The sequence below is a fragment of the Bradyrhizobium sp. 62B genome, from assembly GCF_030272265.2.
Taxonomy (GTDB): Bacteria; Pseudomonadota; Alphaproteobacteria; order Rhizobiales; family Xanthobacteraceae; genus Bradyrhizobium.
Window position 1 is genome coordinate 419,760 of the sequence record NZ_CP092841.2, and the last position, 26,224, is coordinate 445,983.

General features: G+C 65.1%; 28 protein-coding genes and 1 tRNA gene. 9 read left to right on the top strand and 20 right to left on the bottom strand.

Going from position 1 to position 26,224, the window contains the following annotated elements; translation table 11 throughout:
- Positions 1–9: 9 nt before the first annotated feature.
- From ML401_RS02015 to ML401_RS02055, 9 genes are all read right to left on the bottom strand, one after another.
- Positions 10–510: an RNA pyrophosphohydrolase gene (locus ML401_RS02015; RefSeq protein ID WP_285812793.1), complete on the bottom strand. Its 501-nt coding sequence runs from the start codon at positions 508–510 to the stop codon at positions 10–12.
- Between the two features lie 61 nt (positions 511–571).
- Complete coding sequence (locus ML401_RS02020; RefSeq protein WP_194405452.1) at positions 572–1,078, bottom strand: RNA pyrophosphohydrolase; 507 nt, start codon at positions 1,076–1,078, stop codon at positions 572–574.
- 78 nt (positions 1,079–1,156) lie between these two features.
- Positions 1,157–2,380, bottom strand: a complete 1,224-nt coding sequence (locus tag ML401_RS02025; RefSeq protein ID WP_285809438.1) for a divergent polysaccharide deacetylase family protein — start codon at positions 2,378–2,380, stop codon at positions 1,157–1,159.
- A 155-nt stretch (positions 2,381–2,535) separates the two neighbouring features.
- Entirely contained in the window at positions 2,536–3,894 is a 1,359-nt protein-coding gene (locus ML401_RS02030; protein ID WP_194405454.1) for a S41 family peptidase, read from the bottom strand.
- Complete coding sequence (locus tag ML401_RS02035; protein WP_285809440.1) at positions 3,891–5,249, bottom strand: murein hydrolase activator EnvC; 1,359 nt, start codon at positions 5,247–5,249, stop codon at positions 3,891–3,893. Before ML401_RS02035 ends, ML401_RS02030 begins: the two co-directional genes overlap by 4 nt.
- Before the next feature lie 32 nt (positions 5,250–5,281).
- A complete protein-coding gene (rlmH, locus tag ML401_RS02040) occupies positions 5,282–5,764 on the bottom strand; it encodes a 23S rRNA (pseudouridine(1915)-N(3))-methyltransferase RlmH (protein WP_194405456.1) in 483 nt (160 codons plus the stop codon).
- 94 nt (positions 5,765–5,858) lie between these two features.
- Entirely contained in the window at positions 5,859–6,215 is a 357-nt protein-coding gene (gene rsfS / locus ML401_RS02045; RefSeq protein ID WP_027515020.1) for a ribosome silencing factor, read from the bottom strand.
- Between the two features lie 232 nt (positions 6,216–6,447).
- Positions 6,448–7,092 (bottom strand): nicotinate-nucleotide adenylyltransferase, encoded by a 645-nt coding sequence (locus tag ML401_RS02050; protein WP_212068962.1) that lies wholly within the window; start codon positions 7,090–7,092, stop codon positions 6,448–6,450.
- Positions 7,093–7,112: 20 nt separating this feature from the next.
- Entirely contained in the window at positions 7,113–8,408 is a 1,296-nt protein-coding gene (locus ML401_RS02055; protein ID WP_211415063.1) for a glutamate-5-semialdehyde dehydrogenase, read from the bottom strand.
- Between the two features lie 192 nt (positions 8,409–8,600).
- Between ML401_RS02055 and ML401_RS02060 the strand changes: the two genes are divergently transcribed.
- Together ML401_RS02060 and ML401_RS02065 are read left to right on the top strand one after the other, a co-directional pair.
- Positions 8,601–8,879, top strand: coding sequence for a type II toxin-antitoxin system ParD family antitoxin (locus ML401_RS02060; RefSeq protein WP_211415062.1), 279 nt, complete (start codon positions 8,601–8,603; stop codon positions 8,877–8,879).
- A 25-nt stretch (positions 8,880–8,904) separates the two neighbouring features.
- Positions 8,905–9,156, top strand: a complete 252-nt coding sequence (locus ML401_RS02065; protein ID WP_249156527.1) for a type II toxin-antitoxin system RelE/ParE family toxin — start codon at positions 8,905–8,907, stop codon at positions 9,154–9,156.
- Positions 9,157–9,174: 18 nt separating this feature from the next.
- Here ML401_RS02065 and proB read toward each other — a convergent pair whose 3' ends face one another.
- Positions 9,175–10,296, bottom strand: a complete 1,122-nt coding sequence (gene proB, locus ML401_RS02070) for a glutamate 5-kinase (RefSeq protein WP_285809447.1) — start codon at positions 10,294–10,296, stop codon at positions 9,175–9,177.
- 217 nt (positions 10,297–10,513) lie between these two features.
- Between proB and ML401_RS02075 the strand changes: the two genes are divergently transcribed.
- Positions 10,514–11,479, top strand: coding sequence for a Bug family tripartite tricarboxylate transporter substrate binding protein (locus ML401_RS02075; RefSeq protein WP_285809449.1), 966 nt, complete (start codon positions 10,514–10,516; stop codon positions 11,477–11,479).
- 72 nt (positions 11,480–11,551) lie between these two features.
- Here ML401_RS02075 and ML401_RS02080 read toward each other — a convergent pair whose 3' ends face one another.
- From ML401_RS02080 to ML401_RS02090, 3 genes are all read right to left on the bottom strand, one after another.
- The gene (locus ML401_RS02080; RefSeq protein WP_285809451.1) at positions 11,552–13,186 is read right to left on the bottom strand and encodes an alkaline phosphatase family protein; all 1,635 of its coding nucleotides are present in this window, start codon (positions 13,184–13,186) and stop codon (positions 11,552–11,554) included.
- 229 nt (positions 13,187–13,415) lie between these two features.
- Positions 13,416–14,456 (bottom strand): GTPase ObgE, encoded by a 1,041-nt coding sequence (gene obgE / locus ML401_RS02085; RefSeq protein WP_285809452.1) that lies wholly within the window; start codon positions 14,454–14,456, stop codon positions 13,416–13,418.
- A gap of 85 nt (positions 14,457–14,541) precedes the next feature.
- Complete coding sequence (locus tag ML401_RS02090; RefSeq protein WP_212068968.1) at positions 14,542–15,024, bottom strand: MaoC family dehydratase; 483 nt, start codon at positions 15,022–15,024, stop codon at positions 14,542–14,544.
- A gap of 119 nt (positions 15,025–15,143) precedes the next feature.
- On the opposite strand from ML401_RS02090, the gene ML401_RS02095 reads away from it, so the two are divergent.
- Entirely contained in the window at positions 15,144–16,058 is a 915-nt protein-coding gene (locus ML401_RS02095; RefSeq protein WP_259218591.1) for a DMT family transporter, read from the top strand.
- A 42-nt stretch (positions 16,059–16,100) separates the two neighbouring features.
- Here the strand turns inward: ML401_RS02095 and ML401_RS02100 are convergent, their stop codons facing one another.
- From ML401_RS02100 to rplU, 3 genes are all read right to left on the bottom strand, one after another.
- Positions 16,101–16,694: a GNAT family N-acetyltransferase gene (locus ML401_RS02100; protein WP_211415054.1), complete on the bottom strand. Its 594-nt coding sequence runs from the start codon at positions 16,692–16,694 to the stop codon at positions 16,101–16,103.
- Positions 16,695–16,846: 152 nt separating this feature from the next.
- The gene (gene rpmA, locus ML401_RS02105) at positions 16,847–17,116 is read right to left on the bottom strand and encodes a 50S ribosomal protein L27 (RefSeq protein ID WP_024338898.1); all 270 of its coding nucleotides are present in this window, start codon (positions 17,114–17,116) and stop codon (positions 16,847–16,849) included.
- 102 nt (positions 17,117–17,218) lie between these two features.
- Positions 17,219–17,605, bottom strand: a complete 387-nt coding sequence (rplU, locus tag ML401_RS02110; protein WP_194405467.1) for a 50S ribosomal protein L21 — start codon at positions 17,603–17,605, stop codon at positions 17,219–17,221.
- A gap of 344 nt (positions 17,606–17,949) precedes the next feature.
- On the opposite strand from rplU, the gene ML401_RS02115 reads away from it, so the two are divergent.
- A complete protein-coding gene (locus tag ML401_RS02115; protein WP_285809463.1) occupies positions 17,950–19,074 on the top strand; it encodes an ROK family protein in 1,125 nt (374 codons plus the stop codon).
- A gap of 709 nt (positions 19,075–19,783) precedes the next feature.
- A tRNA-Ser gene (locus tag ML401_RS02120) sits at positions 19,784–19,873 on the top strand.
- Positions 19,874–19,895: 22 nt separating this feature from the next.
- On the opposite strand, the gene ML401_RS02125 is transcribed toward ML401_RS02120, so the two are convergent.
- Entirely contained in the window at positions 19,896–20,066 is a 171-nt protein-coding gene (locus tag ML401_RS02125) for a tripartite tricarboxylate transporter substrate-binding protein (protein ID WP_285809465.1), read from the bottom strand.
- Positions 20,067–20,095: 29 nt separating this feature from the next.
- Here ML401_RS02125 and ML401_RS02130 point away from each other — a divergent pair, with 29 nt between their 5' ends.
- The 3 genes from ML401_RS02130 to ML401_RS02140 all read left to right on the top strand — a co-directional run bounded on the left by ML401_RS02130 (position 20,096) and on the right by ML401_RS02140 (position 22,291).
- Entirely contained in the window at positions 20,096–20,260 is a 165-nt protein-coding gene (locus tag ML401_RS02130) for a hypothetical protein (RefSeq protein ID WP_285809467.1), read from the top strand.
- Positions 20,261–20,417: 157 nt separating this feature from the next.
- Positions 20,418–21,689: a DUF2157 domain-containing protein gene (locus ML401_RS02135; protein ID WP_285809469.1), complete on the top strand. Its 1,272-nt coding sequence runs from the start codon at positions 20,418–20,420 to the stop codon at positions 21,687–21,689.
- On the top strand, positions 21,686–22,291 hold the full coding sequence (locus tag ML401_RS02140) for a GDYXXLXY domain-containing protein (RefSeq protein WP_285809471.1): 606 nt from the start codon (positions 21,686–21,688) through the stop codon (positions 22,289–22,291). The genes ML401_RS02135 and ML401_RS02140 overlap by 4 nt, the downstream gene beginning before the upstream one ends.
- Here ML401_RS02140 and ML401_RS02145 read toward each other — a convergent pair.
- The 3 genes from ML401_RS02145 to ML401_RS02155 all read right to left on the bottom strand — a co-directional run bounded on the left by ML401_RS02145 (position 22,288) and on the right by ML401_RS02155 (position 26,101).
- Entirely contained in the window at positions 22,288–23,865 is a 1,578-nt protein-coding gene (locus tag ML401_RS02145) for an SEC-C metal-binding domain-containing protein (protein WP_285809473.1), read from the bottom strand. The genes ML401_RS02140 and ML401_RS02145 overlap by 4 nt on opposite strands.
- A 47-nt stretch (positions 23,866–23,912) precedes the next feature.
- Positions 23,913–24,575 (bottom strand): hypothetical protein, encoded by a 663-nt coding sequence (locus ML401_RS02150; protein ID WP_285809475.1) that lies wholly within the window; start codon positions 24,573–24,575, stop codon positions 23,913–23,915.
- Positions 24,576–24,724: 149 nt separating this feature from the next.
- Positions 24,725–26,101 carry a PLP-dependent aminotransferase family protein gene (locus ML401_RS02155; protein WP_376717402.1) on the bottom strand — a complete coding sequence of 459 codons (1,377 nt, stop codon included), beginning with the start codon at positions 26,099–26,101 and terminating at the stop codon, positions 24,725–24,727.
- Positions 26,102–26,224 lie beyond the last annotated feature (123 nt).

Here is a 26,224-nt window from a genome sequence, read left to right on the forward strand (position 1 = left end):
TTCGCGATTTCAGTTTCCGAACACCGCAAACTCCCGCGCCACTGCGAGGTAAACCTCGCGCCGGAACGGCACCACGACGTCCGCGACCCGGTCGAGGCGCTCCCAGCGCCAGGCGTCGAACTCGGCGGGCTGGCCGTTGCGCGGTGTCAGCGGGTCGATCTCGTCGTCCTTGCCGGTGAAGCGCAGCGCGAACCATTTTTGCCGCTGCCCGCGAAACTTCGCGAGGCGATGGGTCTGCGGGCCGTCGTAAGGCGGGAATTCGTAGGTGAGCCAGTCGGTCTCGCCGAGATAGTGGGCGCTGACGACGCTGGTCTCCTCCCAGAGCTCGCGCATCGCCGCATCGCGGAGGTTCTCGCCCTCGTCGACGCCGCCCTGCGGCATCTGCCAGTCGAGGCCGGGCAGGATGATCTCGGGGCCGTCGCCCTTGAAACGGTGGCCGATCAGCACGCGGCCCTCGGTGTTGAAGAGGGCGATGCCGACATTGGGACGGTAGGGTTTTTCAGGCGTCACTTGCAGGTCTTTCGCCGTCATCCGGGTTCGTGCTTCGCACGCCCCGGAATGACGATGCAAATCATTCCTCCGCCAGCGCGGAAAATTCCTGCACCACGCGCTCATAGACCGGGCGCTTGAACGGGATGATCAGCCCGGTCAGGTTCTTCATCGGCTCCCAGCGCCAGCTGACGAACTCGGCCTTGTGGCCGCCGCCGCCGGGCTTTTCGACGTTGATCTCGCTGTCCTTGCCGGTGAAGCGCACCGCGTACCATTTCTGGCGCTGGCCGCGGTAGCGGCCTTTCCAGGCGCGCCCGGCGACCGTGCGCGGAATGTCGTAGGTCAGCCAGTCCGGGACCTCGCCGAGCCGCTCGACCGAGCGCACGCTGGTCTCCTCATAGAGCTCGCGCTTGGCGGCCTCCCAGGTGTCCTCGCCGGGATCGACGCCGCCTTGCGGCATCTGCCAGACATGGGTGTCGTCGACATGTTCGATGCCGCCGGCACGGCGGCCGATGAACACCAGTCCCGCTGTGTTGATCAGCATCACGCCGACACAGGTCCGGTAGGGCAGATCCTCATAACGCGCCATTCCGCCAGACCTCTCGCATGCTGCCGGTACGGCTTAACCGGCCCCCCGCCAGGACCCGTGCCGTACCAATCCGTTGATTTAGCTGGATTTTGATTTCAGCATCGCGGTTGTCAATGGCACCAGAAGAATACCCCGGTCGCCCAATGTCTTGGTCCAGGCACTGATGCGGTCGATCGAGACGGGCAGGGCGGAGGCCGTGCCGACGGCGATGCCGCGCTCGCGGGCCGTCGATTCGAGCTTGTTCAGGGCGCGGTCGATCTCGGTCGCCGTCGGCACCACGTCGATCGCGAGGTCGCCCTTGCCGAACGGCATGGCCTGGTTCGCCGCCGCCTGGGCTGCGATGCTGCGGGGCGAGGAGCCGTCGTCGAAGAAGCCGAGGCCGCGCTTGGCTGCCTCGCGGATGATCGGTTGCATCGCCGGCTCGGTCGCGACGAAGCGCGCACCCATGAAGTTGGCGATGCCGGCATAGCCCTGCATCCGGCTGAGGTGCCAGTACAGGCGGTCCATGTTCTGGTCGGCGCTGAGCGAGGTCAGCAGCGTCTGCGGTCCCGGGTCGTTGTCGGGAAAGTCGTAGGGCTCCATCGGGATCTGCAGGAAGATCTCGTGGCGCTGCGCCCGGGCCCGTTCGGCGAGCTTGCCGGGATCGGCGCCGTAAGGCGTGAAGGCCAGCGTCACCGCGGCCGGCAGCTTCATGATGGCGTCGGTTGTCTTGGCGGCGCCGACGCCGAGACCGCCGATCACGATGGCGACCACCGGCATCTTGGCCGCCTTGGCGCGATCGGCCTCCGCCGCGTAGACGTTGAACGGCTTGAGGTCGCCGGCGACCATTGGAATCATGCCGTAGCGCGATTTCTCCAGCAGCTTCTGGTCAATCCCGGCCATCACCGCCGGCGGCGCCGAAGCTGCCGCTGCCTCGCTCTTGCCCGCGGCATCGCCGCCGATCACCACGTCGTGGCGCGCGCCGGTGGAGCCGTCGATCATGGTGACGGTCTTTTGCTCGCCCGGCGGCTTCGGCGTCTCCTTGGTCTCGTGCTTGCTCTCTTGCTTGCCGTCGCCGGCATGGCTCGAGGCCGCCGGCTTCTCATCCGCGGCCTTGTCCGCCGGCTTGATCGCGATCCGCGTCAGCGGCTCGCCGCCGAGCGGATCCTTGTTGAAGATGGCGAAGCCGGCAAAGGTGAGGAGGAACAGGCCGAGCAGCACGGCGATCAGCTGCATGGCCGAGAACGGCAGCCGCAGCCGGCGTTTCCGGCGCGGCTTGTCCTGTCCGAGCGGGGCGCTCAGATCATCGGCCGTTTCAGTCATGCGCGATCCCGAATCACTGCGACGGACGATACCACGCCGAGGTCAAGCGGCGGCAGGCCGGGATAGGCCGGGGATGCCACTGTTCAATGCGAGTTCCCAAGCAAAAAGGACGGCTCCAGGAGCCGCCCCTTGCGTTGGGATCGTGTGATTCCGACTTAGTTCGCCGCTTTCGGCTTGTCGGTCGTGGCCTTGTTGTCGCCGCTAGGCGTGGGCGCGGCCGAGGCGCTGTTCTTGATGCCGTGGAGCAGGTCGCCGGCGAGCTTGAGCGCCTTGTCGTCCTTGGCGTCCGGCGGGACGTAGGACTGCGAGCCGGTCTTCTCGTCGCCGTCGTTCTTGAGATGGCCGCGCAGCGAAGCCTCGCCCTTGGTGTCGGTGCGCGACTTCAGCTCGTCCGGCACGTCCTGCAGCACTTCGATGTCGGGCACGATGCCCTTGGCCTGGATCGACTTGCCCGACGGCGTGTAATAGCGCGCCGTGGTCAGACGCAGCGCGCCGTTGCCGCTTCCGAGCGGGATGATGGTCTGCACCGAGCCCTTGCCGAACGAGCGCGTGCCGACGATGGTCGCGCGCTTGTGGTCCTGCAGCGCGCCGGCGACGATCTCCGAGGCCGAGGCCGAGCCGCCATTGACCAGCACGATGACAGGCTTGCCCTTGGTGAGGTCGCCGGAATGCGCGGTGCGGCGCTGGGTCTCCTCGGCATTGCGGCCGCGGGTCGAGACGATCTCGCCCTTCTCCAGGAAGGAGTCGGAGACGGTGACGGCTTCCTCGAGCAGGCCGCCCGGATTGTTGCGGAGGTCGATGATGTAGCCCTTGAGCTTGTCGCCGATCTGGTTCGAGAGGTTGGCGACCTCACGCTTCAGGCCTTCGGTGGTCTGCTCGTTGAAGGTGGTGATGCGGATATAGGCGATATCGTCCTGCTCGACGCGCGCGCGCACCGAGCGGACGCGGATGTTGTCGCGCACCAGGGTGACGTCGATCGGATTGTCCTGGCCCTTGCGGATGATCTTCAGCTTGATCTTGGTGTTGACCGGGCCGCGCATCTTCTCGACCGCCTGGTTCAGGGTCAGGCCCTGCACCGCCTCGTCGTCGAGGTTGGTGATGATGTCGTTGGCCATGACGCCGGCGCGCGAGGCTGGCGTGTCGTCGATCGGCGAGACCACCTTGATGAGGCCGTCTTCCATCGTGACCTCGATGCCGAGGCCGCCGAACTCACCGCGCGTCTGCACCTGCATGTCGCGGAAGCTCTTGGCGTCCATATAGCTCGAATGCGGATCGAGACCGGTGAGCATGCCGCTGATGGCGGATTCGATCAGCTTGGTGTCGTCGGGCTTCTCGACATAGTCGGAGCGCACGCGCTCGAAGACGTCACCGAACAGGTTGAGCTGGCGATAGGTGTCCGCGGTGGCGGCTCGCGCGCTGGAGCCCATGAACACCGCGCGCGGCTGGGTCACGAACAGCGTCAGCGCCGCACCGGTGGCTGCGCTGAGGAGGATTACTGAAGTCTTGCGCATCATCCGCGAACCTTCTCGCCTTCATTTGCGGCCCACCATGGGCCTGGATCGATTGGAGTGCCGTCCTTACGGAACTCGACATACAGCACAGGTTGACTCGCGTTCGTCGCGAGAATGGAGGCGACTTGAGATGTCGACCCCATGGTCGCGACCGGCTCCCCCGTGAGCACAAACTGTCCGATGTTGACCGAAATGCGCTCCATCCCGGCGATCAGGACATGATACCCGCCCCCGGCGTTGAGGATCAAGAGTTGTCCATAGCTGCGGAACGGGCCGGAATAGACCACCCAGCCGTCACACGGGGTCGTGACCTGGGAGCCGGGCTTGGTCGCCAGCGAAATGCCCTTCTGGACCCCGCCGACACCGTCGGAACCGCCAAAATCCCTGATCTTGTTACCGTTAACCGGAAGCGGCAGGAGACCCTTGGCGGAGGCAAACGCGATTGCGGGGGTGGTGCGGGACCGATCCTTGAATGCGCCCGGGCCCGACTTGGCGCTGGCGGCTGCCAGCTTGGCTTCCTTGGCCTCGGCCTGCTTTGCGGCCTCGGCGGCTTTCTCGGCGGCCTTGGCGGCGCTTTGCAGATCCTGCTCCATCTTGGTGATGAGGCCCTGGAGATCGCCGACCTGCTTTGAAAGCATGATCGCGCGCGTGTTCTCGGCGTCGAGATCCTTTTCGCGCGCCGCCTGCTGGCGCTGCCGCTCCTCGACCAGGGCGGTGAGCCGGGTCTGGTCGCTGCGGACCTTGTCGCGGTCTGCGGCGAGCTGGTCGCGCTCGGTCGCGATGGTCTTGCGCAAGGCCACGAGCTCGCCGAGCTCGCCTGCGATCTTCTCGGCGCGGCCGCGCAATTCCGGCACGACGGCGCCGAGCAGCATCGCGGTGCGCAGCGATTGCAACGCGTCTTCGGGCCGCACCAGCAGCGCCGGCGGCGTACGCCGGCCGGCGCGCTGCAAGGCGGCCAGCACCTCGACGATGTCGGCGCGGCGCGAATCCAGCGACGCGCGCATCTGCTGCTCGCGGCCGTTCAGGCTTCGCAGCCGCGCTTCGGTGTCGTCGATCTTGCTCTCGACCCCGCGCACATTGGCGGCGGTGTCGATCAGCTGCTGGTTGAGCTGGGTGCGGTCCCTGCCGAGCGAGGTGATCTCGGCCTTCAGCTTGGCCTGCGCCTCTTCGGCGCTCTTCTGCCTGGCGCGGGCGGCTTCCAGCTCCTGCTCGCGCTGCTTGATGGCATCGGGCGAGACGGCCGCGGTCTGTGGCGCCGGCGTTGCCGTTTGAGCTTGCGCGAGGCTTGTGCTTGCTTGCGCGAGGCTTGCGCCGGCAACGCCAGTGATCAGCAGCAGGTTGAGGAGCGGCGCTCGCATCGTGTCGGCAAAGATGCTCGTTATGGCGCGCATCACGCGCGGTGATAGGGGTGGCCGGCCAGAATGGTGGCGGCCCGGTAAAGCTGTTCCAGAAGCATGACGCGGACCATTTGGTGCGGCCAGGTCGCAGAGCCGAACGCGATCGCGAGCTTGGCCTTACGGCGCAATTCGGGCGAAAGTCCGTCCGCCCCTCCGATCACGAAGATAGTATGTCCGGCACCTTCATCGCGCCAGCGGCCGAGATGCCGTGCGAATACGGTAGAATCGAGATTCTGGCCGCGCTCGTCGAGCGCCACCAGGATCGATTTTTCCGGAATATGGGCCGAGATCGCCGTGGCCTCCTCGGCCATCCGCGTCGCGGTGTCGCGCGCGCGGCTCTCGGGGATTTCGTGGACGACGAGCTCGCGGAATCCGAGCTTGCGACCGGCCTCGTCGAACCGCTCGAAATAGCGGTCGGCGAGCTCCCGTTCGGGGCCCTGCTTGAGCCGGCCCACCGCAATGACAGCCACACGCATGGATTCTTCGGAGCCGTGTTTCAAGACCGCGCGCAACGAGCGCGCGCACGACGCTAGCATGCGCGTCAGCCGATTCGAAATCGGCCCGATGAGCCTAGATCGCCTTCGCCGCCCCTGGGCCCTGCGTGTACAACCGCTCGAGATTGTAGAACTCGCGGACCTCGGGTCTGAACACGTGCACGATCACATCGCCGGAATCGATCAGCACCCAGTCGCAATTGGGCAAGCCCTCGACGTGGATGTTCTTGATGCCGTTTTCCTTGAGGCCCTTGGCGACGTTCTCCGCGATCGCGCCGACGTGCCGGTTCACCCGGCCGGTGGTGACGATCATGTAGTCGGAGTAGGCCGATTTGCCGCGAAGGTCGATGGTGACCGTCTCTTCCGCCTTCATGTCGTCGAGGCGGGAGAGGATCAGGCTCAGCGTCTTGTCGGCGTCGGGTTGCGCCTTCAAGGCCGCAGCTTTGGTCGGTGTTTTACGCGCCGGTTTTGCCTTGGGTAAAACAGACTTCGTTGAAGCTGACTTCGCTGAAGTTGACTTGGACAATACAGATGTGGTCAGGGACCATTCCTTTCACTGTATCGCGAACGCCGAATCCGGCGCCCACCGGTTACACTACATCATGTGGGGTTAAGGGTTTCAATATGCCAGAGAGGCGGAGACACCCCCGTCCGCACACTCTGTCTCACTTCGTACCTTTCCAGCTCCCGTCCGGGTTCCGCAGGCCCGTGGAGGACAGATTCAGCTTCAATCCGGTCAGGAACACCCAGGCCGGCGCCGGTTCATCCGCGAGCAGCGCTGCCTTGTTCTCGGGCAGGCGGTAACGCGCTAGGGCTTTGGCGGCAGGCGAGGCGAGGGCGCGAAAACTCTGCGGCGGACGGTCGATGACCGCCATCGGCACCTGGCCGGCGATGCGCCGCCAGTCCTGCCATCGATGGAATTGAGCGAGGTTGTCGGCGCCCATGATCCAGACAAAGCGCAAGTCCGAGAGGCGGCGGCGCAAGGTGTTGATCGTGTCGATAGTATAGCGGGTGCGAATGACGGATTCGAGACAGCTCACCTCGATCCGCGGGTCGTCGGCGACGTCGCGCGCCGCCTGCATGCGCTCGCCGAGCTCATACAGCGTGCCGTTCTCCTTCAACGGATTGCCTGGCGTCACCAGCCACCACACGCGATCGAGCTGAAGCCGCTTCAGCGCGAACTGGCTGATCGCGCGATGGGCCTGGTGCGGCGGATTGAACGAACCGCCGAGCAAGCCGATACGCATGCCCGACGTGTGGGCTGGTATGGCCTGCGCGAAGAAGCGTGGCGCGACGAAATTGTTGCTCAATGCCCCGCGCCTTGCGTCGGTTACGGCCGCGTCTGCCCGGTGCCGCGAACGCGATATTTGAAGCTCGTCAATTGCTCGGCGCCGACAGGGCCGCGGGCGTGGAAGCGGCCGGTGGCGATGCCGATCTCGGCGCCAAAGCCGAACTCGCCGCCATCGGCGAACTGCGTCGAGGCATTGTGCAGCACGATTGCGGAATCGACTTCGCTCAGGAATTTGTTCGCAGCCGCCTCATCCGCGCTCACGATCGCATCGGTGTGATGCGAGCCGTGGTTCTGGATGTGCGCGATCGCGCCGTCGACGCCGTCGACCACCTTCGCCGCGATGATCGCATCGAGATATTCGGTGTCCCAATCATCTTCGCTGGCAGGTTTTACGCGCGCGTCGGCCTTCTGCACGGCGTCGTCGCCGCGCACTTCGCAGCCCGCCTCGAGCAGCATCTCGACCAGCGGCTTGAGATTCTTGCCGGCAGCGGCGCGATCGACCAGCAGCGTCTCGGCTGCGCCGCAGACACCGGTGCGGCGCATTTTAGCGTTGAGCACGATCGACTTCGCCATGGCGAGGTCGGCGCTGGCATCGACATAGACGTGATTGACGCCTTCGAGATGCGCGAAGACGGGCACGCGCGCTTCCTGCTCGACGCGCGCGACGAGGCTTTTTCCTCCGCGAGGCACGATCACGTCGACCGCGCCGTTCAGCCCCGACAGCATCATGCCGACCGCCGCGCGGTCGCGCGTCGGCACCAGCGTGATCGCAGCTTCGGGCAGGCCGGCTTCGCGCAGGCCTTGCACCAGGCATTCATGGATCGCGCGGCACGAACGAAAGCTGTCGGAGCCGCCACGCAGGATCACGGCATTGCCCGACTTCAGGCACAGCACGCCGGCGTCCGCGGCGACGTTGGGCCGGCTCTCGAAGATCACGCCGACGACGCCGAGCGGCACGCGCACGCGTTCGATGGTCATGCCGTTCGGCCGCTGCCAGCTCTCGGTGACGATGCCGACGGGATCGGCGATACCGCGCACGATGCCGATGCCCTCGGCCATGCCCTCGATGCGCGCCGGGGTCAGCGTCAGGCGGTCGATGAAGGAGGAGGTGGCATTGCCGGAGGCGCGGGCCTCCGCGACGTCCTCGGCATTGGCGGCGAGAATGGCGGCCGCGTTGCCGCGGATCGCCCGCTCCATGGCCTCCAGCGCCCGGTTCTTCTGCTCCGGCGGCGCCAGCGCCAGCACGCGCGCGGCAGCGCGGGCACGGGTTCCGAGATCGGACATCAGCGCCTGAAGATCGGCAGTGCCGTCAACGGCTTTGAGGGGGGCGGCCATGGGAGTTTCAACCTTCTGCTAAGGCGGTGTCCTAGCACGGAAATCCCGGGCCTGCGAAGGGCGGGGCGGGTATGGCAGGGCCTCGGTTCGCCGCCGTTCGGCCAATGGCCGGGTTGTGCGCCGAATGCTCGATCGATCCTTGCGAACACCCAAAATATCAACAATTATCATTATTTGATATCGGAGCCCCCAATGGCCAGCAGCTACAGCATCGGCAAGCATTTCGAGGACCTGATCGATGGTCTGGTCGAGAGCGGGCGCTATGCCAGCGCGAGCGAGGTGATGCGCGAAGGTCTTCGCTTGATTGAGGAGCGCGAAGAACAGCGCAAGCTCAAGCTGCAAGCGCTGCGGGAGGAAATCCAGAAGGGCTTTGACAGCGGGCCGATGGAGGAGGTCGGCGACATGTTCGAGCGGATCAAGTCAGAGGGTCGGAAGCGTCTGGCGGCTAAAAATGCCAAAAAGACCACTTAAGAGTCCGCAGACAGAAGTCGACCTTATGGCGATCTGGGACTACATCGCCGCGGAAAGTGTGAGAGCGGCCGATACGCTGATCGATCGCATCGATGCAACATTCGATATGCTGGCAGAGTCGCCGTTTGCCGGCCGTGATCGCAGCGAATTGCGCGCCGAGTTACGTAGCTTTCCGGTCGGCAACTACCTGGTTTTCTACGTACCCACACCCGACGGTGTTGAGGTCGTCCGGGTCATGCATGGCCGGCAGGATATCGGCGCTGACGACATGCAATAGTTGGCGACCTGTCCGCTCTTACCCGCCCACCACCAGATCGTCGCGGTGGATCATCTCGGCGCGGCCGCTGATGCCGAGGATGGCCATCACGTCGGGGGAGGAGCGACCCTTGATCCGCTCGGCCTCGTCGGCATCGTAGGCGATCAAGCCGCGGCCGATCTCGCTGGTGTCGGGGCCGCGCACGATCACGGCATCGCCGCGGGCGAACTGGCCCTCGACCTTGATCACGCCGGCCGGCAGCAGGCTGGCACCGGCGCGCAGCGCCGTCACGGCGCCGGCATCGATGGTCAGCGTGCCTTTCGGCTCCAGCGTGCCCGCGATCCAGCGTTTGCGCGACGTGATGGGATTGGCGGGCGTCAGAAACCAGGTGCAGCGGCCGCCATCGGCGATCGCCTGCAGCGGATGCTCGATCTTGCCGGAGGCGATCAGCATATGGGTGCCGCCTGTCGTGGCGATCTTCGCGGCCTCGACCTTGGTGCGCATGCCGCCGCGCGACAGCTCGGATTCGGCGTCGCCAGCCACCGCCTCGATCTCCGAGGAGATGCTCTCGACCACCGGAATGAGCTTGGCGTTCGGATTGTTCTTCGGCGGCGCGTCGTAAAGCCCGTCGATGTCGGACAGCAGCACGAGCAGGTCGGCGCTCGCCATGGTGGCGACGCGCGCAGCGAGGCGATCGTTGTCGCCGTAGCGGATCTCGTTGGTCGCCACCGTGTCGTTCTCGTTGATCACGGGAATGGCGCGCCATTCCAGGAGCTTGCCGATGGTGGAGCGCGCGTTGAGATAGCGGCGGCGCTCCTCGGTGTCCTGCAAGGTCACCAGGATCTGGCCGGCGCCGATGCCGTGCGCCCCGAGCACCTCCGACCAAATCCGCGCCAGCGCGATCTGGCCGACTGCGGCGGCGGCCTGGCTCTCTTCCAGCTTCAGCGGGCCGCGCGGCAGCTTGAGGCGGCTGCGGCCGAGCGCGATCGAGCCGGAGGAGACGACGAGGACGTCGCGGCCTTCCTTGTGCAGCTTGGCCATGTCGTCGGCCAGCGCGGCGAGCCAGGACGCCCGCACCTCGCCCTTGTCGGAATCGACCAGCAGCGCTGAGCCGACCTTGACGACGATGCGGCGGAATTGACTGAGTTCGGGGCTGGCCATGTGTCTATGTGTACTAGGGCGCCTGGACGATCTGCTCTGCATTGGCGACGGCGGAGCGAGAAAGCGGCGCCGATGGGCCTGCTTTTGCAGCAGGACGATGGCCGGCGCAAGGCGGCAAGGATGGCGACGCATGATAAACGGCGAAGGTCGGCCTTGTCCGGGGCGCGGCTCTGGTTCTAATTGATGCCAACTAAAATGGGGTCAAAAGGGGAAGCGCATGGATCGCCGCGAATTCATGGCCGGATGTGTCGCTCTGCCGCTGCTGGCGCAGGCCGGCGACGTGCACGCGCAGGCCGGGCTGAGCAAGATCATCTTCCCGTTCGCCGCGGGGGCCGGCGGCGACACGCTGTGCCGCTTGATCGCGCAGGAGATGGCGCCGGCGCTGCAGCGGACCATCGTGGTCGAAAACCGCACCGGCGGCGACGGACTGATCGGCATCAAGGCGGTGAAGGGCGCAAGCCCCGACGGCAGCATGGTGCTGGTGACGACAGGCCCCACCATGTACCTGCTGCCGATGGTGGAGACGACGCCGAGCTTCGACACGGCGAAGGATTTCATGCCGGTGTCACTGCTGGCGCGGTTCGAATTCGCGCTGGTGATCAATGCGGCGGTCGAGGCCTCCGATTTCAGGAGCTTCGTGGCCTGGCTGAAGGCGCATCCGGACAAGACCTCGTTCGGCGTGCCGAGCAACGGCACCATTCCGCACTTCATGGGCTCCAAGCTCGAAAAGGACCTCGGCATCCCCCTGACCCGCGTGCCCTATCGCGGCAGCGCGCCGATCCTCAACGATCTCGTCGGCGGCCATATCTCATTCGGCATCGTGACATTGGCCGACGCGCTGCCGCAACATCGTGCCAAGGGTGTGAAGATCATCGCGGCCTCGAGCGCGGAACGTTCGCCGTTCGCGCCTGAAGTCCCGACGCTGAAGGAGAACGGCATCGATCTCGTCGCGGACGCCTGGTACGGCATGTGGCTTCCCGCCGGCAGTCCGCCGGAGTTTGCGAGCAAGCTCGGTGCGGCCGCGAGCGCGGCGCTGACAAAGCCCGAGGTGAGGGAGAAGCTGACGGCGATCGGGCTCATTCCGGTCGGCTCCACCCCGGACGGATTGACCAAGGAGCTCGCCGCCAACACCGCGTTGTGGCAGCCAATCGTCAAGGCGACGGGCTACAAGATCGAGAATTGAGTCTCCTGCGGCGCCACACACTCAGCCGTCATGGCCGGGCTTGACGAATGGAGAGGGCCTCGTTCCGCTCGCTCACATCTTTCCGCGCTGCGCGATGCCGTCCTTGATCGCGGCGAGTTCGTTCTCATCCCAGATGCCGATCAAAACGCCGTTCTTCACCTGGAGCTGGTTGTCGGCATAGGCCGCGATCTTCTCGTGCGGCGTGGTGATGTGGTCGTTCGGATGCAGCGCCCAGTCGAACAGCTCGGCCTGCAGCCGCGCGATGATCGCCGCACACTCCGGGTCGTCGCCGCGATCCAAAAACTCTTCCGGATCGGTTTCGAGGTCGTACAGCATCGGGCGGAAGCCGGAGGCGTGGATGTATTTCCAGCGGCCGTCGAACACCAGGAACAGGCGGCAGCGTTCGATCGGCTGGTTCAGCTTCAACCTGACGTCCTGCATGGCATAGTCGTATTCGGAGAACGCGACCTTGCGCCAGTCTGACGGCTTCTCGCCGCGCAGCAGCGGCAGCAGCGAGCGCCCCTCGAGGATGTGGCCGGGCACCTTGCCGCCGAAATAATCGACGAAGGTCGGCGCGAGATCGATGCCTTCCACCAGCGCGTCGCTGCGTGTGCCGCGCGTGGCGTCGGCTTCCCTGGAGGGATCGATGATGATCAGCGGGATCTTCGCCGACTGCTCGTGGAACAGGTCCTTCTCGCCCATCCAGTGATCGCCGAGATAATCGCCATGATCCGACGTGAACACGATCATGGTGGTATCCAGCAGGCCGCGCGCCTCCAGAAACTTCATCAGCACGCCCATCTGGTCGTCGATCTGGGTGATCAGGCCCATATAGGTCGGGATCACCTTCTCGCGGGCATCGTCGCGCGCCATGTTGCGGGAGTAGCGCATGTCCATATAGGCGCCGAACACCGGATGCGGATTTTGCCGCTCGCGCTCGGAGCGGATCACCGGAATCATGTCATCCGTCGAATACATGCTGGCATAGGGCTCCGGCGCGATATAGGGCCAGTGCGGCTTGATGTAGGACAGATGCAGGCACCACGGCTTGCCGTCGGTCTCGGCTTCGCTGATGAAGTCCATCGCGCGCCGCGTCATATAGGGCGTCTCGGAATGCTCCTCCGGCACGCGCGCGGCCTTGTCGGCATGCACCAGCAGCCAGCCGTTCTGCAAGCTGCCGTCCTCCGCCGCGCCCGAATTGGCCCAGTGCTCCCAGGGATTGCTGGCTTCAAAGCCGTGCTGACGCAGATACTCGTCATATTTCGGGCGCGGCCGCCCCGTGGGATGCAGGCCGTCGTCGCGCTCATAAGGCTCGAAGCCGCATTCGGCGACGTGCACGCCGATGATCGATTCCGGGGGAATGCCGAGCGCCTTCATGCCTTCGATATCAGGAGCCATGTGGGTCTTGCCGACCAGCACGTTGCGCACGCCGATCTTGTTGAGGTGATCGCCGAGCGTGGGTTCGCCGACACGCAGCGGCCAGCCGTTCCAGTGCGAGCCGTGCGAGCGCATGTAGCGGCCGGTGTAGAACGACATCCGCGAGGGCCCGCAGATCGGTGATTGCACATAGGCCTTGCTGAACAGCACGCCACGCTTGGCCATGGCGTCGATGTTCGGCGTCTTCAGCGTGGGATGGCCGGTACAGCCGAGATAGTCATAGCGAAGCTGGTCGCACATGATCCAGAGAACGTTCTTCGCGCGCGCCATGCGTCATCCCTGCCGTTTCTTGATTGTGTGATGCTGCGATATTGGAGGCGCGAAGACAAGACAGTGAGGTGCATGCCCCAGCCGCACGCACCGCTGTCGTGCCTGCGAACGCAGGGACCGATAACCCCAGGGAGTAGTTTGGCGAAGATTCGTAGTTCGGTACTGCGATTATCCGCAATCGAGAGATCACGCGGTATGGGTCCCTGCGTTCGCAGGGACGACAATGAGACTACGCCGACCACGGCTCCGCTTCGGCCGCGCTCTTCGCCTTGGCCGACACCGGAGCCTCGCCGATCACCTCGGCCAGCGCGCGCAACGCTTCCTTCACGCCCTGGCCTGTCACGCCGGAGATCAAGAGCGGCGTCTTCTTCGCAGCGCGCTTCAGCCGGTCCTTCTGCTTCTTGAGCTCGTCCGGCTCGACCGCGTCGATCTTGTTCAGCGCGACGATCTCGATCTTGTCGGTGAGCTGCCCGGCATAGGCGTCGAGCTCCGTGCGCACGGTCTTGTAGGCCTTGCCGGCATGCTCGCAGGTCGCATCGACCAGATGCAGCAGCACGCGGCAGCGCTCGACATGGCCGAGGAAGCGGTCGCCGAGGCCGGCGCCTTCATGCGCTCCCTCGATCAGGCCGGGAATGTCGGCCAGCACGAATTCGCGGCCGTCGGCATTCACGACGCCGAGCTGCGGATGCAGCGTGGTGAATGGATAGTCGGCGATCTTGGGCTTGGCCGCGCTGACCTTGGCGAGGAAGGTCGACTTGCCGGCATTGGGCAGACCAACGAGGCCGGCATCCGCAATCAATTTCAGCCGCAGCCAGATCCAGCGCTCTTCGCCCGGCTGGCCGGGATTGGCGTTGCGCGGCGCGCGGTTGGTCGACGACTTGAAATGTGCGTTGCCGAAGCCGCCATTGCCGCCCTCGGCCAGCACGAACTTTTCGCCGACCTTGGTGAAGTCGTGGATCAGCGTCTCGCGATCCTCGTCGAAGATCTGCGTGCCCATGGGCACCTTCAGCACGATGTTCTTGCCGTTGGCGCCGTGACGGTCCGAGCCCGAGCCGTTCTCGCCCTTCTGGGCCTTGAAGTGCTGCTGATAGCGGTAGTCGATCAGCGTGTTGAGGCCGTCGGCGACCTCGATGATGACATTGCCGCCGCGCCCGCCATTGCCGCCGGAGGGGCCGCCGAATTCGATGAACTTTTCGCGGCGGAACGCCACGCAGCCGTTCCCGCCGTCACCGGAGCGGATATAGACCTTTGCTTCGTCGAGGAATTTCATGGGCCATAGGTAGGCCAGCCGGCCCCCTGCGGCAACCCGGATGGACTCGCAAATCGGCCGAAATTCCGCGAATTGCGGCCCTTGCTTAACCCGCCGGTCGCTTCCGGATCAGGAATTTCTGCGTTCCCTCCAGCACCAGCTCCTTGCGCTGGTTGAACACGGTGCTGCGCAGCGTCACCGCGCCGGTCGTGCGGCCCGGCACCAGCTCGATGACCTCGAGCGCCGGATAGATCGTGTCGTCGGCGAACACCGGCTTGAGAAACCGGCTCGACTGCTCGAGGAAGCCGACCAGGGAGTCCTCGACCATGAACGGAAACAGGCCGGCGCCGGGCGCGGTGTGGATCAGGGTCTGGAAGCCGTGGGCGAGCAGATGCGGCATGCCGCGGCTGCGGCAATATTCCACGTCATAATGCACCGGATGGGTGTCGCCGCTCGCGGTCTGGAACGCCGCGAAGATCGCCGAGGTCTGGGTGCGGCTCGGCAGCACGAAGCGTTCGCCGACGACGAAATCCTCAAACCAGCGTTGCGTGGGGATCATGCGATGCCGGGTCGGGTCGAAATCGGTCATGTCAAAGCTCGTTTTGTCGATGTGGCGTTTATCGCTACTGCGATGCGAAGAGTGCGACAATCCGTTCAATTCAGCGTGGCGGGCTTGTCCGTATTGCTCATGGCATTACAACGGCGCCAATGCCCATCTTCAAGAACCTCTCCGCCTATGACGATCGCTCCGCGCGCCTCGCCGGCATTGCGCTCATGGTGCTGTCGATCTTCATGTTCTCGTTCGGCGACGCCATGGGCAAGTTCCTGGTCGGGACTTATTCGGTGGGGCAGCTGCTGTTCCTGCGCGCCTGCGCGGCGCTGCTGCTGCTGTCGCCGCTGATCTGGACGCAGCGTCACCAGTTCCTGCATCTGGAGCGGCCCCGCCTGCAGCTGTTTCGCGTCGTGCTGTCGACGCTGGAGGTTGCCGCCTTCTTCCTTGCGACCGTCTATCTGCCGCTCGCCGACGTCATCACCTATTATCTCGCCGGCCCGATCTTCGTCACCGCGATGTCGGCGATCTTTCTGGGCGAGAAGGTCGGCTGGCGGCGCTGGACCGCGATCCTGATCGGCTTCTGCGGTGTCCTGATCGCGCTGCGGCCCTCGGCCCAGACCGTCAGCCTGCCGGCGCTGATCGCGCTCGGCGGCAGCCTGTCGTTCGCGACCTTGATGCTGATCACGCGCAGCCTGCGCAAGACGCCTGATATCGTGATGGCGTCCTCGCAATTCATCGGCACGTTATCGCTCGGCGCCGTGTTGTCGGCGTTCAACTGGGTGCCGCCGACCCCAGGCAGCCTGGTGTTCTTCGCGCTGGCGGGGGTCGTCTCGGTGACGGCATTGTTCTGCGTCAACCGCTCGCTCAAGCTGGCGCCGGCCAGCGTCGTCGTGCCCTATCAATATTCGATGATCGTCTGGGCTGTGATCTTCGGCTTCGTCGTGTTCGGCGACGTGCCCTCGGTCGCCACGCTGATCGGCGCGGCGATCATCATCGGCGCCGGGTTCTACATCTATCTGCGCGAGAGGGATCTCGGGCGCGAGAGCGCCGAAGTGAATCCGCCGGCGTGATGCCCACCCTCCCCTGGACGGGGAGGGTAAGCGCCGCCCTGCCTATCTCATCCGCCGCGCGCTGCTCCAGCTCTTCAGCGAGGCCCACACGCCGCGGGACAGGCGGAAGCAGTCGACCGGCGTCGAGGAGCCCAGCGCCAGGAAGCGATGCAGCTGCACGCCGCTCCATTGGAAGCCGCACTTCTCCAGCACCTTGCGCGAGGCCGGGTTGGTGACGCGCGCGCCGGCATAGAGATGCTCGTCCTCGAATTCCTCGAAGAAGAAGTCGATCGCGCCGCGCGCGGCCTCGGTGGCAAAGCCCTGGCCCCAATGCTCGACGCCGAGCCAATAGCCGAGCTCGGCATTGCCGGGCGTGGAGCAGTCGATGCCGACCATGCCGACCGGATTGGTATCGTGCTCGATCAGGAACACGGTCTCAGCTCCGAGCGCGGCGGTGGCGCGGATGAATGCGACGGCGTCGTCCTGCGAATAGGGATGCGGCAGGCGGCGGGTGTTTTCCGCGACGCGGCGGTCGTTGGCGAGCCGGGCGATGGTCCTGACATCGGCAAGCGTCGGCCGCCGCAAGGTCAGCCGTTCGGTGGCGACGACGCCAGGTCTCGCCTCAGCCAAGGTCACGCTCGAGAAATCCTGCAACATGTCCGGCTCCGCTAGAAAGTCACTAAGTCAAAGTGAGCAAGTCAAAAGAAAAGGGGAGGCCGGTTTCCCGCCTCCCCCTGGAGCCTTCGATCTCTGTGATCTGGACTCCGCCGGTTCAGTCGGGACCGGCGGACTCCAATTTGATCCACCGTCTATTCAGCAGCCTCTGCGATCGGGAGTACCGATACGAAGGTGCGGCCGTTGGCTTTGGCCTGGAACGCAACACGACCCTCGATCTTGGCGAACAGAGTATGGTCCGTGCCCATGCCGACATTAAGGCCGGGGTGCCAGGTGGTGCCGCGCTGACGCGCAATGATGTTGCCGGGAGTGACGACCTCCCCGCCGAACGCCTTGATACCGAGGCGCTTGCCCTTGGAATCGCGTCCGTTACGCGATGAACCGCCTGCTTTTTTGTGAGCCATGGCTCGTCTCCGAAATCCTGCGTAGTTCTAGGTCAATTCCTTGACGGAATCATTTCAAAATTTCTCACGCATCAATTCGTGAATTGGCGTGATCGATTTCAGCTATTCGGCGGCTTCCGCTGCCGGCTCCTTCGCCACTTTTTCCTTCTTCGGACGCGGGCCCTTGGTGGGCTTGGCGCCGTCGGTCAGGATCTCGCTGATGCGCAAGACAGTGATCTCGTCGCGATAGCCGCGCTTGCGGCGCGAATTCTTGCGGCGGCGCTTCTTGAACGCGATGACCTTGGGGCCGCGCTTGTGGTCGAGCACCTCGACCGCAACGGAGGCGCCTGCCACCGTCGGAACGCCCAGCACCGGCGAGTCGCCGCCGACCACCAGAACTTCATTCAGCTGCACGATCGAGCCGACTTCGCCTTCGATCTTGCCTACTTCGAGAACATCATCCGGCACGACGCGGTATTGCTTGCCGCCGGTTTTGATGACTGCGAACATCGTTTTTTTCTCCGTGTTCAATCCCGGCCTCGCGACTGCTACGTCGGGGCCGGCTTTTTGTCAGTCGCTAAGGGTTTATACGAGTTTTGTGCGGGCAGGGTTTATCCCTTTGAAAACCACGCAAAAACAAGCGGCGCGAGAAACGCCCCGCGCCGGTTGTGGGACTTATAGCCGCGATCAGCCAAGAGTCAAGCAAGAGTCAAGGAAAAGCCGGCGAAAAGCGCCCGGATTTGAAGGATTTGGCTCTCTCGCGGCCCTCAGCCGAATCTCGATTTGGCTTTGCAACAAACCGGTTCCCGCGCCGTTAGTCAGGCCGGAACAGGTCAGCGGGCAAGGGCTCTTCAATGGCAACGGACGAACTGGTCAAGACGACGACGGGCATCGCCCATCACGGCGCCGAGCGGCTGCCGTCGGTGGACATCGACAGCTTCAACATCGAGATGAAGGACGAGGACGGCTTTCTCGGCGACCGCGCCAGCAAGGGCGCGTTCCGCGACATCCTCGACCGCTGGCGCAAGCCGCTGCGCAAGACCGGCGAGGACCCGTTCGGCAAGGAGCCGTCGGAGAACATCAGCAAGAAGACGCTGGATGCGATCCTGGTCGGTGACGACACCGAGGCCTCCGCGCTGGTGCACAGCGCCATCGAGGATTTCGCCCAGGAGCTCGCTTACGTCACCCGCCGCTTCCTGAAGACAAAAGCCTGGGCCAAGACCGAGCGCATCGTGGTCGGCGGCGGTTTCCGCGATTCCCGGCTCGGCGAGCTCGCGATCGCGCGCACCGAGATCATCCTCAAATCCGAGGACTTCAAGATCGACATGATGCCGATCCGCCATCACCCGGATGAAGCCGGCCTGATCGGCGCGCTGCATCTGGCGCCGTCCTGGATCTTCGAGGCCCATGACAGCATCCTCGCCGTCGACATCGGAGGTACGAATATCCGCTGCGGCCTCGTGGAAACGGCCTGGAAGAAGGCAAAAGACCTGTCGAAGGCCAAGGTGGTGAAATCCGAGCTGTGGCGTCATGCCGACGACGAGCCGACGCGCGAAGGCGCGGTGAAGCGGCTCACCAAGATGCTGAAGGGGCTGATCACGGAGGCCGAGAAGGACGGCTTCAAGCTCGCCCCCTTCATCGGCATCGCCTGTCCCGGCGTGATCAACGCGGACGGCTCGATCGAGAAGGGCGCGCAGAATCTGCCGGGCAATTGGGAGAGCAGCAAGTTCAACCTGCCGGCGAGCCTGCTCGAAGGCATTCCGCAAGTAGGCGAGCACGACACCGCGATCCTGATGCACAATGACGGCGTGGTGCAGGGCCTCTCCGAGGTGCCGTTCATGCAGGACGTCGATCGCTGGGGCGTGCTCACCATCGGCACCGGCCTCGGCAATGCCCGCTTCACCAACCGCCGCAAGGAGAACGGCAAGGACGCGGACAACGGCAAGAAAAAGGACAAGGACAGCAAGAAGGGCGACTAGCCGCTGCTTCTCCCTGGGTGCGATCGCCGCCACGGCGGAGGTCCACTCCCTCTCCCGCCTGCGGGAGAGGGCCGGGGAGAGGGTGCCTCCGCGTTGGGACCCCTCCGGACAGAAGCGCCCGCCGCGCCGTCGGCGCCATCGCCGAACCGTCCCCCCGAGTAACCTTGACCGGTTAGGTTAAGGACCGGATTGCGTTGCGGCGCGCCCGCCGCACGCTAGGGTCGAACCGTCGCTTCCACCTGGCCGGCGAAGCCGCCCTTCCCAGCCAGAATTTCAATGAGCGGCACCGGGACCGCCAGTGTTTACCGCGTCTGGCGGTCCCACCCCGTTTTCCCGAACATGCTTCGAATCCGGCCCCGCCCCACCGGCGCTGCGCCCTCCCCCGCTTGCGGGGGAGGGCCGGGGAGAGGGTCTCTCCGCGCTGGGATTGCCAATGGCATTTTGCACCCATTGGCCAAGATCGTCCGATGCTCCCTCGCAGTTCCTGCCCCCAAGGCAGAACCGTTGTCGCGCAAGGCGGCCTCCGATTCGCCCGACAAAACGCTCAACCCGGCAATCCGCACCGCCTTTCCGGAGCGCCCGTGCCGAAAAGCCCGGGCAGCGGGCGAAACAGGCAGCGGATTTTCCCCTTTCGCGCCTTGTCTGGCCCGCCATCCTCGCCTATTAACGCCCCCAACCACAGGGGCCCTGCCTCTACATGGCGCCTTCAGGAGAGGTGGCAGAGTGGTTGAATGCACCGCACTCGAAATGCGGCATAGGTGCAAGCCTATCGGGGGTTCGAATCCCTCCCTCTCCGCCAGCCCGAATTTCCAGTCAACGGTTCAAGTGCCAGATAGCGGCTCGACCCCTATGCCGCTTAAGTCTTGGATATTGACGGCGTCGAGGTAGCCGGCCTCGAGCACGGTCGGCGCATCGGGCAGCGCGGCCATCCGCGTAGCACCAGTGGTGCCGAGCACCTTGACCTTGCCGGAGTCGATCAGCGGCCTCAGCACGGTGAGGGAGTCGAAGGAGACGTCCAGGGATGCCCGACATCATGTCGGTCATCTGGCTCGCGCCCGACTTGTGGGGCACGGGGGTCAGCTTGATGCCGGCGGTCGATGAGTTGCCTTCGGCGATAACGCCGCGCGCATCGCTTCCCCAAGATTTGCCCGACGGGACAGCAAATCTGCTCCCCGTAACCCATTGATCTCACAGCCCCCGCCTACTGTGCATGGGGTTGTTTTCGCATTTTTTATTGTCCGGGGGCATAAGACCCCAGCCGCACCACCCGCTTGAACCCACTCCCCGCCCGCACCGACCCAGCAATGCCCCGCCATCAGGCGGCCCCGAGGTAATCCACCCCGATGTTCGAGAAGACCTACCGCGACCGCCTCAATGCCGATCTTGCGCGATGGGAGGCTGACGGCGTGATTGCGCCGGCGGCGGCAGCCTCAATCCGCCATGCGCTGCCGCCGCTGCCTGCGGCCATCAACATCGCAATGGTGGTCGGCATCGTCGGCGGGCTGTTGATCGCGGCCGCGTTCCTCGCCTTCGTCGCCGCGCACTGGACGGAGATCGCGCGGCTGCTGCGGTTTGCGATCCTCATCGCCGGCATGGTCGTGACCTCTGCCCTCGGGGCCTGGTTTGCTGCGCGGGGGCGCGATGTTCTCGCCGATCTCTGCGCCAGCATCGGTGCGATCATCTTCGGCGCGGGCATCGCGCTGGTCGGCCAGATGTATCATCTCGGCGACGACTTTGCCGGCGGCATGCTGCTGTGGTCGATCGGCGCGTTGGTCGCGGCGCTGCTAGCCGGCTCGCGCGGGGCGCTGGCGGTCGGCCTCGTCGCCGCCGGCATCTGGACCTGCATGCGGATCCAAGATTCGCCCGACATCCTGCATCTTCCGTATCTGGCGGTCTGGCTGATCGCAGCTAGCCTTGCGTTCGCGTGGAATTCCCGCGTCGCGGCCCACCTCGTCGCGCTCGCGGTGCTGCCGTGGTGGATCGCCACCTCGCTGCGCTTCGATTTCGACGGGCCGCAGCCGTCCTTCGTGCTCGCGAACGGCGCGGCCCTGCTGTTCGGCGCCGGGCTCGCGATCGCCGCCAGGCCCTCGCCGCGGGCGCTGCAGCTCGGGAGCGTGCTGTCGATCTACGGGGCGTTCTCGCTCGCCGCGGCCGCGGTCCTGGAGGTGACGACGGTCGACGACATCATCCGCTTCCGGACCGGCGCGGGATCCGCCCAGCCGCTGTGGGCGATCCTGTGCGGAGCGGCCGGCGTGGTCCTCGCCCTCGTTTCCGCCACGCTCACCAGGCGCAAAGGTGAGATCCTCGCAGCCTGCGCGATCGGGCTGGTCTTGCTCGCCGCGCCGCTCTGGCCGGTCTCGACAGGCGGCGAGCCGTGGCTCGCTTATGCCGCGCTGCTGTGCGCCATGCTGTGCCTCGTCGTCTCCGGCGTGCTCGATGACGTGCGGCCGCGCATCGTGGCCGGCTGGCTCGGCATTGCCGGCGTCATCGCGGGCATCATCTGGGCGGTGAAGGGCTCGCTGCTCGCCCGCTCTGCGTTCCTTGCGGCGGCCGGCATCGTCGCCGTCGTCTTCGCAACGGCGCTCAACCGCGCGCTGCCGAGGAGTGCACGATGAACCAGCTGGTCACATCCATGCCCGCGCTCTGGCAGCGTATCCCGAAGCCCGTGCTGTTCGGCGTCGCCGTGCTGCTGCAATGCTTGCTGCTGGTGCTGATGGTCGTCGACCGCGTGCAGATCCTGCGCGAAGGCACCGAGGTCACGCTGCAGACCCAGCCGGTCGATCCGCGCGATCTCTTGCGCGGCGATTATGTCGTGCTGCGCTACGACATCTCGCAGGTCGCGGCCGGCGCGCTCGCCGGCAAGCCGGCGGAGTCGCGCAACCCCGCCGTGTTCGTCAAGCTCGCGCCCAATGCCGAGGGCGTTTACGCCGCCGTTTCCGCGCATGCCGAGCCGGTGCCAGTCACCGCGCCCGAGGTGCTGATCCGCGGCCGCGTCAGCTATTCCTGCGGCTCGAACATCCGCACCTTTTGCGACAAGCTGACGATCAAATACGGTCTCGAAAGCTATTTCGTGCCGGAAGGCGAGGGCGGCAAGCTCGAGCAGGCCCGCAACCAGCAGAAGCTGCGCATCGTCGCCGCCGTGCTGCCCTCAGGCCGCGCCGCCATCAAGCGTCTGCTGCTCGACGGACAGCCGGTGTACGAGGAGCCGCTGTATTAGGTCGCCTCGTGCGCGCCGTGACAATGCTTGAAGCGCTTTCCTGAATTGCACGGGCAAGGATCGTTGCGTCGCAAGCCTGCAAACTCCCCCGACGTCTCGGCTTCCTCGGGCATCTTCGAGAGCGAAGCCGATGAGGCGTCCGAACCCGCGGTCGCCATTGCCGGGGTCGGTGCGTTTCGGCGGTTCAACAGCCACCCGACGAATAATGCGGTCACCACAAAACCGCCCAGCATCGCTATTCCCATCTTGGTGTCGTTAGCCTGCTTGCGGTCCCGCTCCTCGGACTCTCTGGCCGCCTGCTGGCGCTGCTCTTCTCGCTCCACATACCATTTTGCGGCGGCTTGAAGGGCCGTCGTCGGAACGGTCCAGCTCACCGATGTCTTTTCCGGCCGCGAGAGCATGACCGCCCGCGACAGCAAAGCCATCTGCGACGGCGAATTGCTTTCAGAGCTGACCCGGGTTGCCGTCACGCGCGATGCGAGTCCGAGCGACACTCCACCGCATACCGATGAGACCAGCGTCATCCGACGGTTGCCCTTGGTCTCCTCGATGGTTTCCCAACGCCCAAGGCCCGGAAGTGTGTCGGGCAATTCGACGTGATCGATCTGATGAGCGTCGATCAGCCGCGTGAGTTCATAGTGGTGGAGGCTCCGCTCCTTCAGCATGTGTGCGATCGCGAAATGCCGGTAGATATTGTACATGTCGCGCCAGATCGGCTCGGCCCGGATGGTCTCCTCCATGCGGGCGGTCCAGTCGCAGGCGAACTCCCTGGCGATGGGATCTTCGCTCCCGTTCTTGGCACCTGCATCCGCGTTGGCATCGGCGTCGCTGAGGATCACCTGGGCTGATTGCAGCGACGCGACTTGATAGTCGTGTGCATATTCGAACTTGCCGGGTTCGAACCAGAACCGGCGCCGGCTGCTCCAATCGCCCGTGGACGTGCCGGCCCGCAGCATCTGCCGCGATTGATTGAGCCGGCGCGCGAAGGTGCCGGGCAGGGGCGGATCGACCGGCAATTGCAGCGTGCCCTGCGAGACCTGCTTCATGCGATAATCGGCTTCGACCAGCACCTTGGTCACGCGGGAATGCCGGGGCAGGGCGTCAACGCGAACCGCTTGCGGCTGCTGGGAGCACGCACGCAGATATTGTTGCTTGGCGGCCGCGTCGCGTCCGGCAATCTGGTCGAGACTGGGCGCCTGGCTTCTGTCCGGGTCCAGCGAGATTCCCGGCTCGATGTTGCCGTACTTTCTGTCGGCCGACCGGATCGCGACGATGAGGTCGTCGAGATAAAGATCCGGCTGGCCCTTCTCGACAACGCCGCAGAGCAGGATGTCGTAATCGTCGTCCTGGCAGACGGTATCGATCCGGGTCAATCCGGTGAGCCGCTTCGACCCGCCCGCTTTCGCCCGCTTCAAGGCTTCGCGCAGCGAGACGGCGACCTCCGCCCTTATGTCCGTTTTCGAAACCGTGGCGGGAACGCTGCAGGTCTTGTCCGCCGCCATCGCAGCCAGGGGCTTTTGCAGGACTAACGCGCTCACTCCTGACGCCAGAAAACCGCGCCGATCGACAAGCACCCTGTGCATCATGGAGCTCTGTTTCCCCCGCTCGACAAATGTTGAGGTTAAGTATCCGGCTTCCTCAAATTGAGGACCTTGCGTCTGAGCTCGCTCAGGTCGCGTTCCGTCCCCGTCGGAGCCGCTCCGATGTGCACGCCGCCGACGGGCGCCGAGGCTGACGGATGAGCTGGGCCGCCGACGTTTGCCCCGGATGGCTTCGAACCGATTCCAGGTGAATTCGAGCTCGAGCCGGCTGGCTCGCGGGCGCCGCTGACGCCCGACTCTCTGGTCGGGAAGGAATGTCCGCTCGGGGAGGAATTTGGCTTCCTGGCACTGGGAGCCACGCGCCCGCCACCGTCACCTGACACGTCCGATTCAAGCGGCGTGCGCTGATTTCGCCAGCGCTGAAACTCCTGCAACTCGCGAGCGGCGGCGGCAGCGCTGTTCAGCCGCATCCTCTCCTCCTGGGGACTTTCGTAGTCCGGCCGGGTCGTGAGATTTTCTCTCAACGAGTTCTTGTGAATGCATTCTCCTTCATCGTAGCCGGTGCGCGCGACGTACTTCCCCTCTCTGTCGCAGTCCATGCATTTCTTATACAGGCCCTGCAATTCCACGGAGATGTAACTGCAATTCCATCCGGGGCCGAATTTCTTCTGCAGGGTCTCGGCCTGGGCCGGAAAATTGCAGAGTCCGAGAACGGCAATCGCCGCGGGAATGAAGGTGCGCATGAATGTCGTTCAACTAATGATGGGACCGGACCCGTGGCCGGCTAAAAATTTGCAGTTCGCAGCTTAAACCAGCGCAACTGTGCCGCAACCTCTTTCTGTCCAATTGGCGACTATCGGTCTTTCAGTTTGCTTAATTCCGTTTCCGCGGATCAGGCGCCATTGTTCCGGGCCTGCTTTTTCAACGCCCGCCGCAGCACGTCCCACACCAGGGGATCGTTCATCTGCGCCACGTTGAAGCGCATGAAGTGCGAGGCGGTCTGCGCCACGCTGAACACGTTGCCCGGCGCCAGCACCACATCGTCCTCGAGCGCCGCGCGCGCGAGTTGTGCGGCGTCCTGCCCGCCCGTGAGGCGGCACCACAGGAAGAAGCCGCCGCGCGGCATCAGCCAGGGTTCGATGCCGATCGCCCCAAGCTTTCGCGCGACGTCACGGCGGGTGCTCGCGAGCTTTTGCCGGAGCTCGTCCATGTGCTTGCGATAGCCGCCGCCGGCCAGCACTTTTGCGATGATGTCCGTCGCCACCGGGCTGGGACCGCCAAAGCTGGTTGCGACCTGGAGGTCGACGAGATGCTCGATCCAGTCGGCCCGCGCGGCGATGTAGCCCGAGCGGACCGAGGCCGACAGCGTCTTGGAAAAGCTGCCGATGCGGATCACGCGATTGAGTCCGTCGAGCGCGGCAAGCCGTGGCGAGCGCTCCGGCTCGAGGTCGCCGAAAATGTCGTCCTCGATGATGGTGAGGTCGTGCGCGGCGGCGGCCGTCAGCAGCCGGTGCGCCGTCTGAAGCGACAGCGTCGCGCCGGTCGGATTGTGCAGGGCCGAATTGGTGATGTAGAGCCTGGGACGCTCAGTGGCGAGGATCTGCTCGAAGCGCGCGATGTCCGGGCCCGTCGGCGTCATGGGCACGCTGACGATCCTGGCCTGATGCGCCCGCAGCAGCGCACGGAAATTGAAGTAGCAGGGATCGTCGACCAGCACCGTGTCGCTGGGCCGCAGCAGGAAGCGGCAGACGAGGTCGGTGGCTTGCGTCCCCGAGCCCGTCAGCATGAGCTGATCGACGGACGCATGAATCGCATCCTCGGCGAGGCGGGCGAGCAGCAGCCGCCGCAGCACAAGTCCGCCGCGCGTGCTGCCATAGTCGGTCAACAAATCCGCATCGGTCCGCGCCAGCGCACGGATCGCGCGGCGCAAGCCAGCCTCCGGCATCCAGCTCGCCGGCAGCCAGCCGCAGCCGGGCTTTGGCACGCCAGCTTCGGCATCGAGCGATTGCCGGGAGACCCAGAACGGATCGACCTCGCGGTCGCGCCGCGGCCCGGCTTCGGCAAGCGCAAGCGGCGGCATGATCGCCGGCGCAACATAGAAGCCCGAGCCGCGACGGGCGCGGATCAGGCCTTCGGCGGCGAGGCGGTCATAGGCTTCCACCACCGTGGAGGGCGAGACGTTCATCGCTGCGGCGAAGCTGCGGATCGACGGCAGTCGGTCGCCGGCACCGAGCGCGCGGCCCGCGACCTTGGCGCGGATCGCGCTCATCACATCGATGGTCCGCGTGCCGCCGCGTCCCCTGGTTTGCGCCTCGCTGTCCAAGTGTATGACCTTCCATACCCACACAGTTTTGCCGGATTGTACTGGATTGTCGCTGGTCTCGCCACCGCC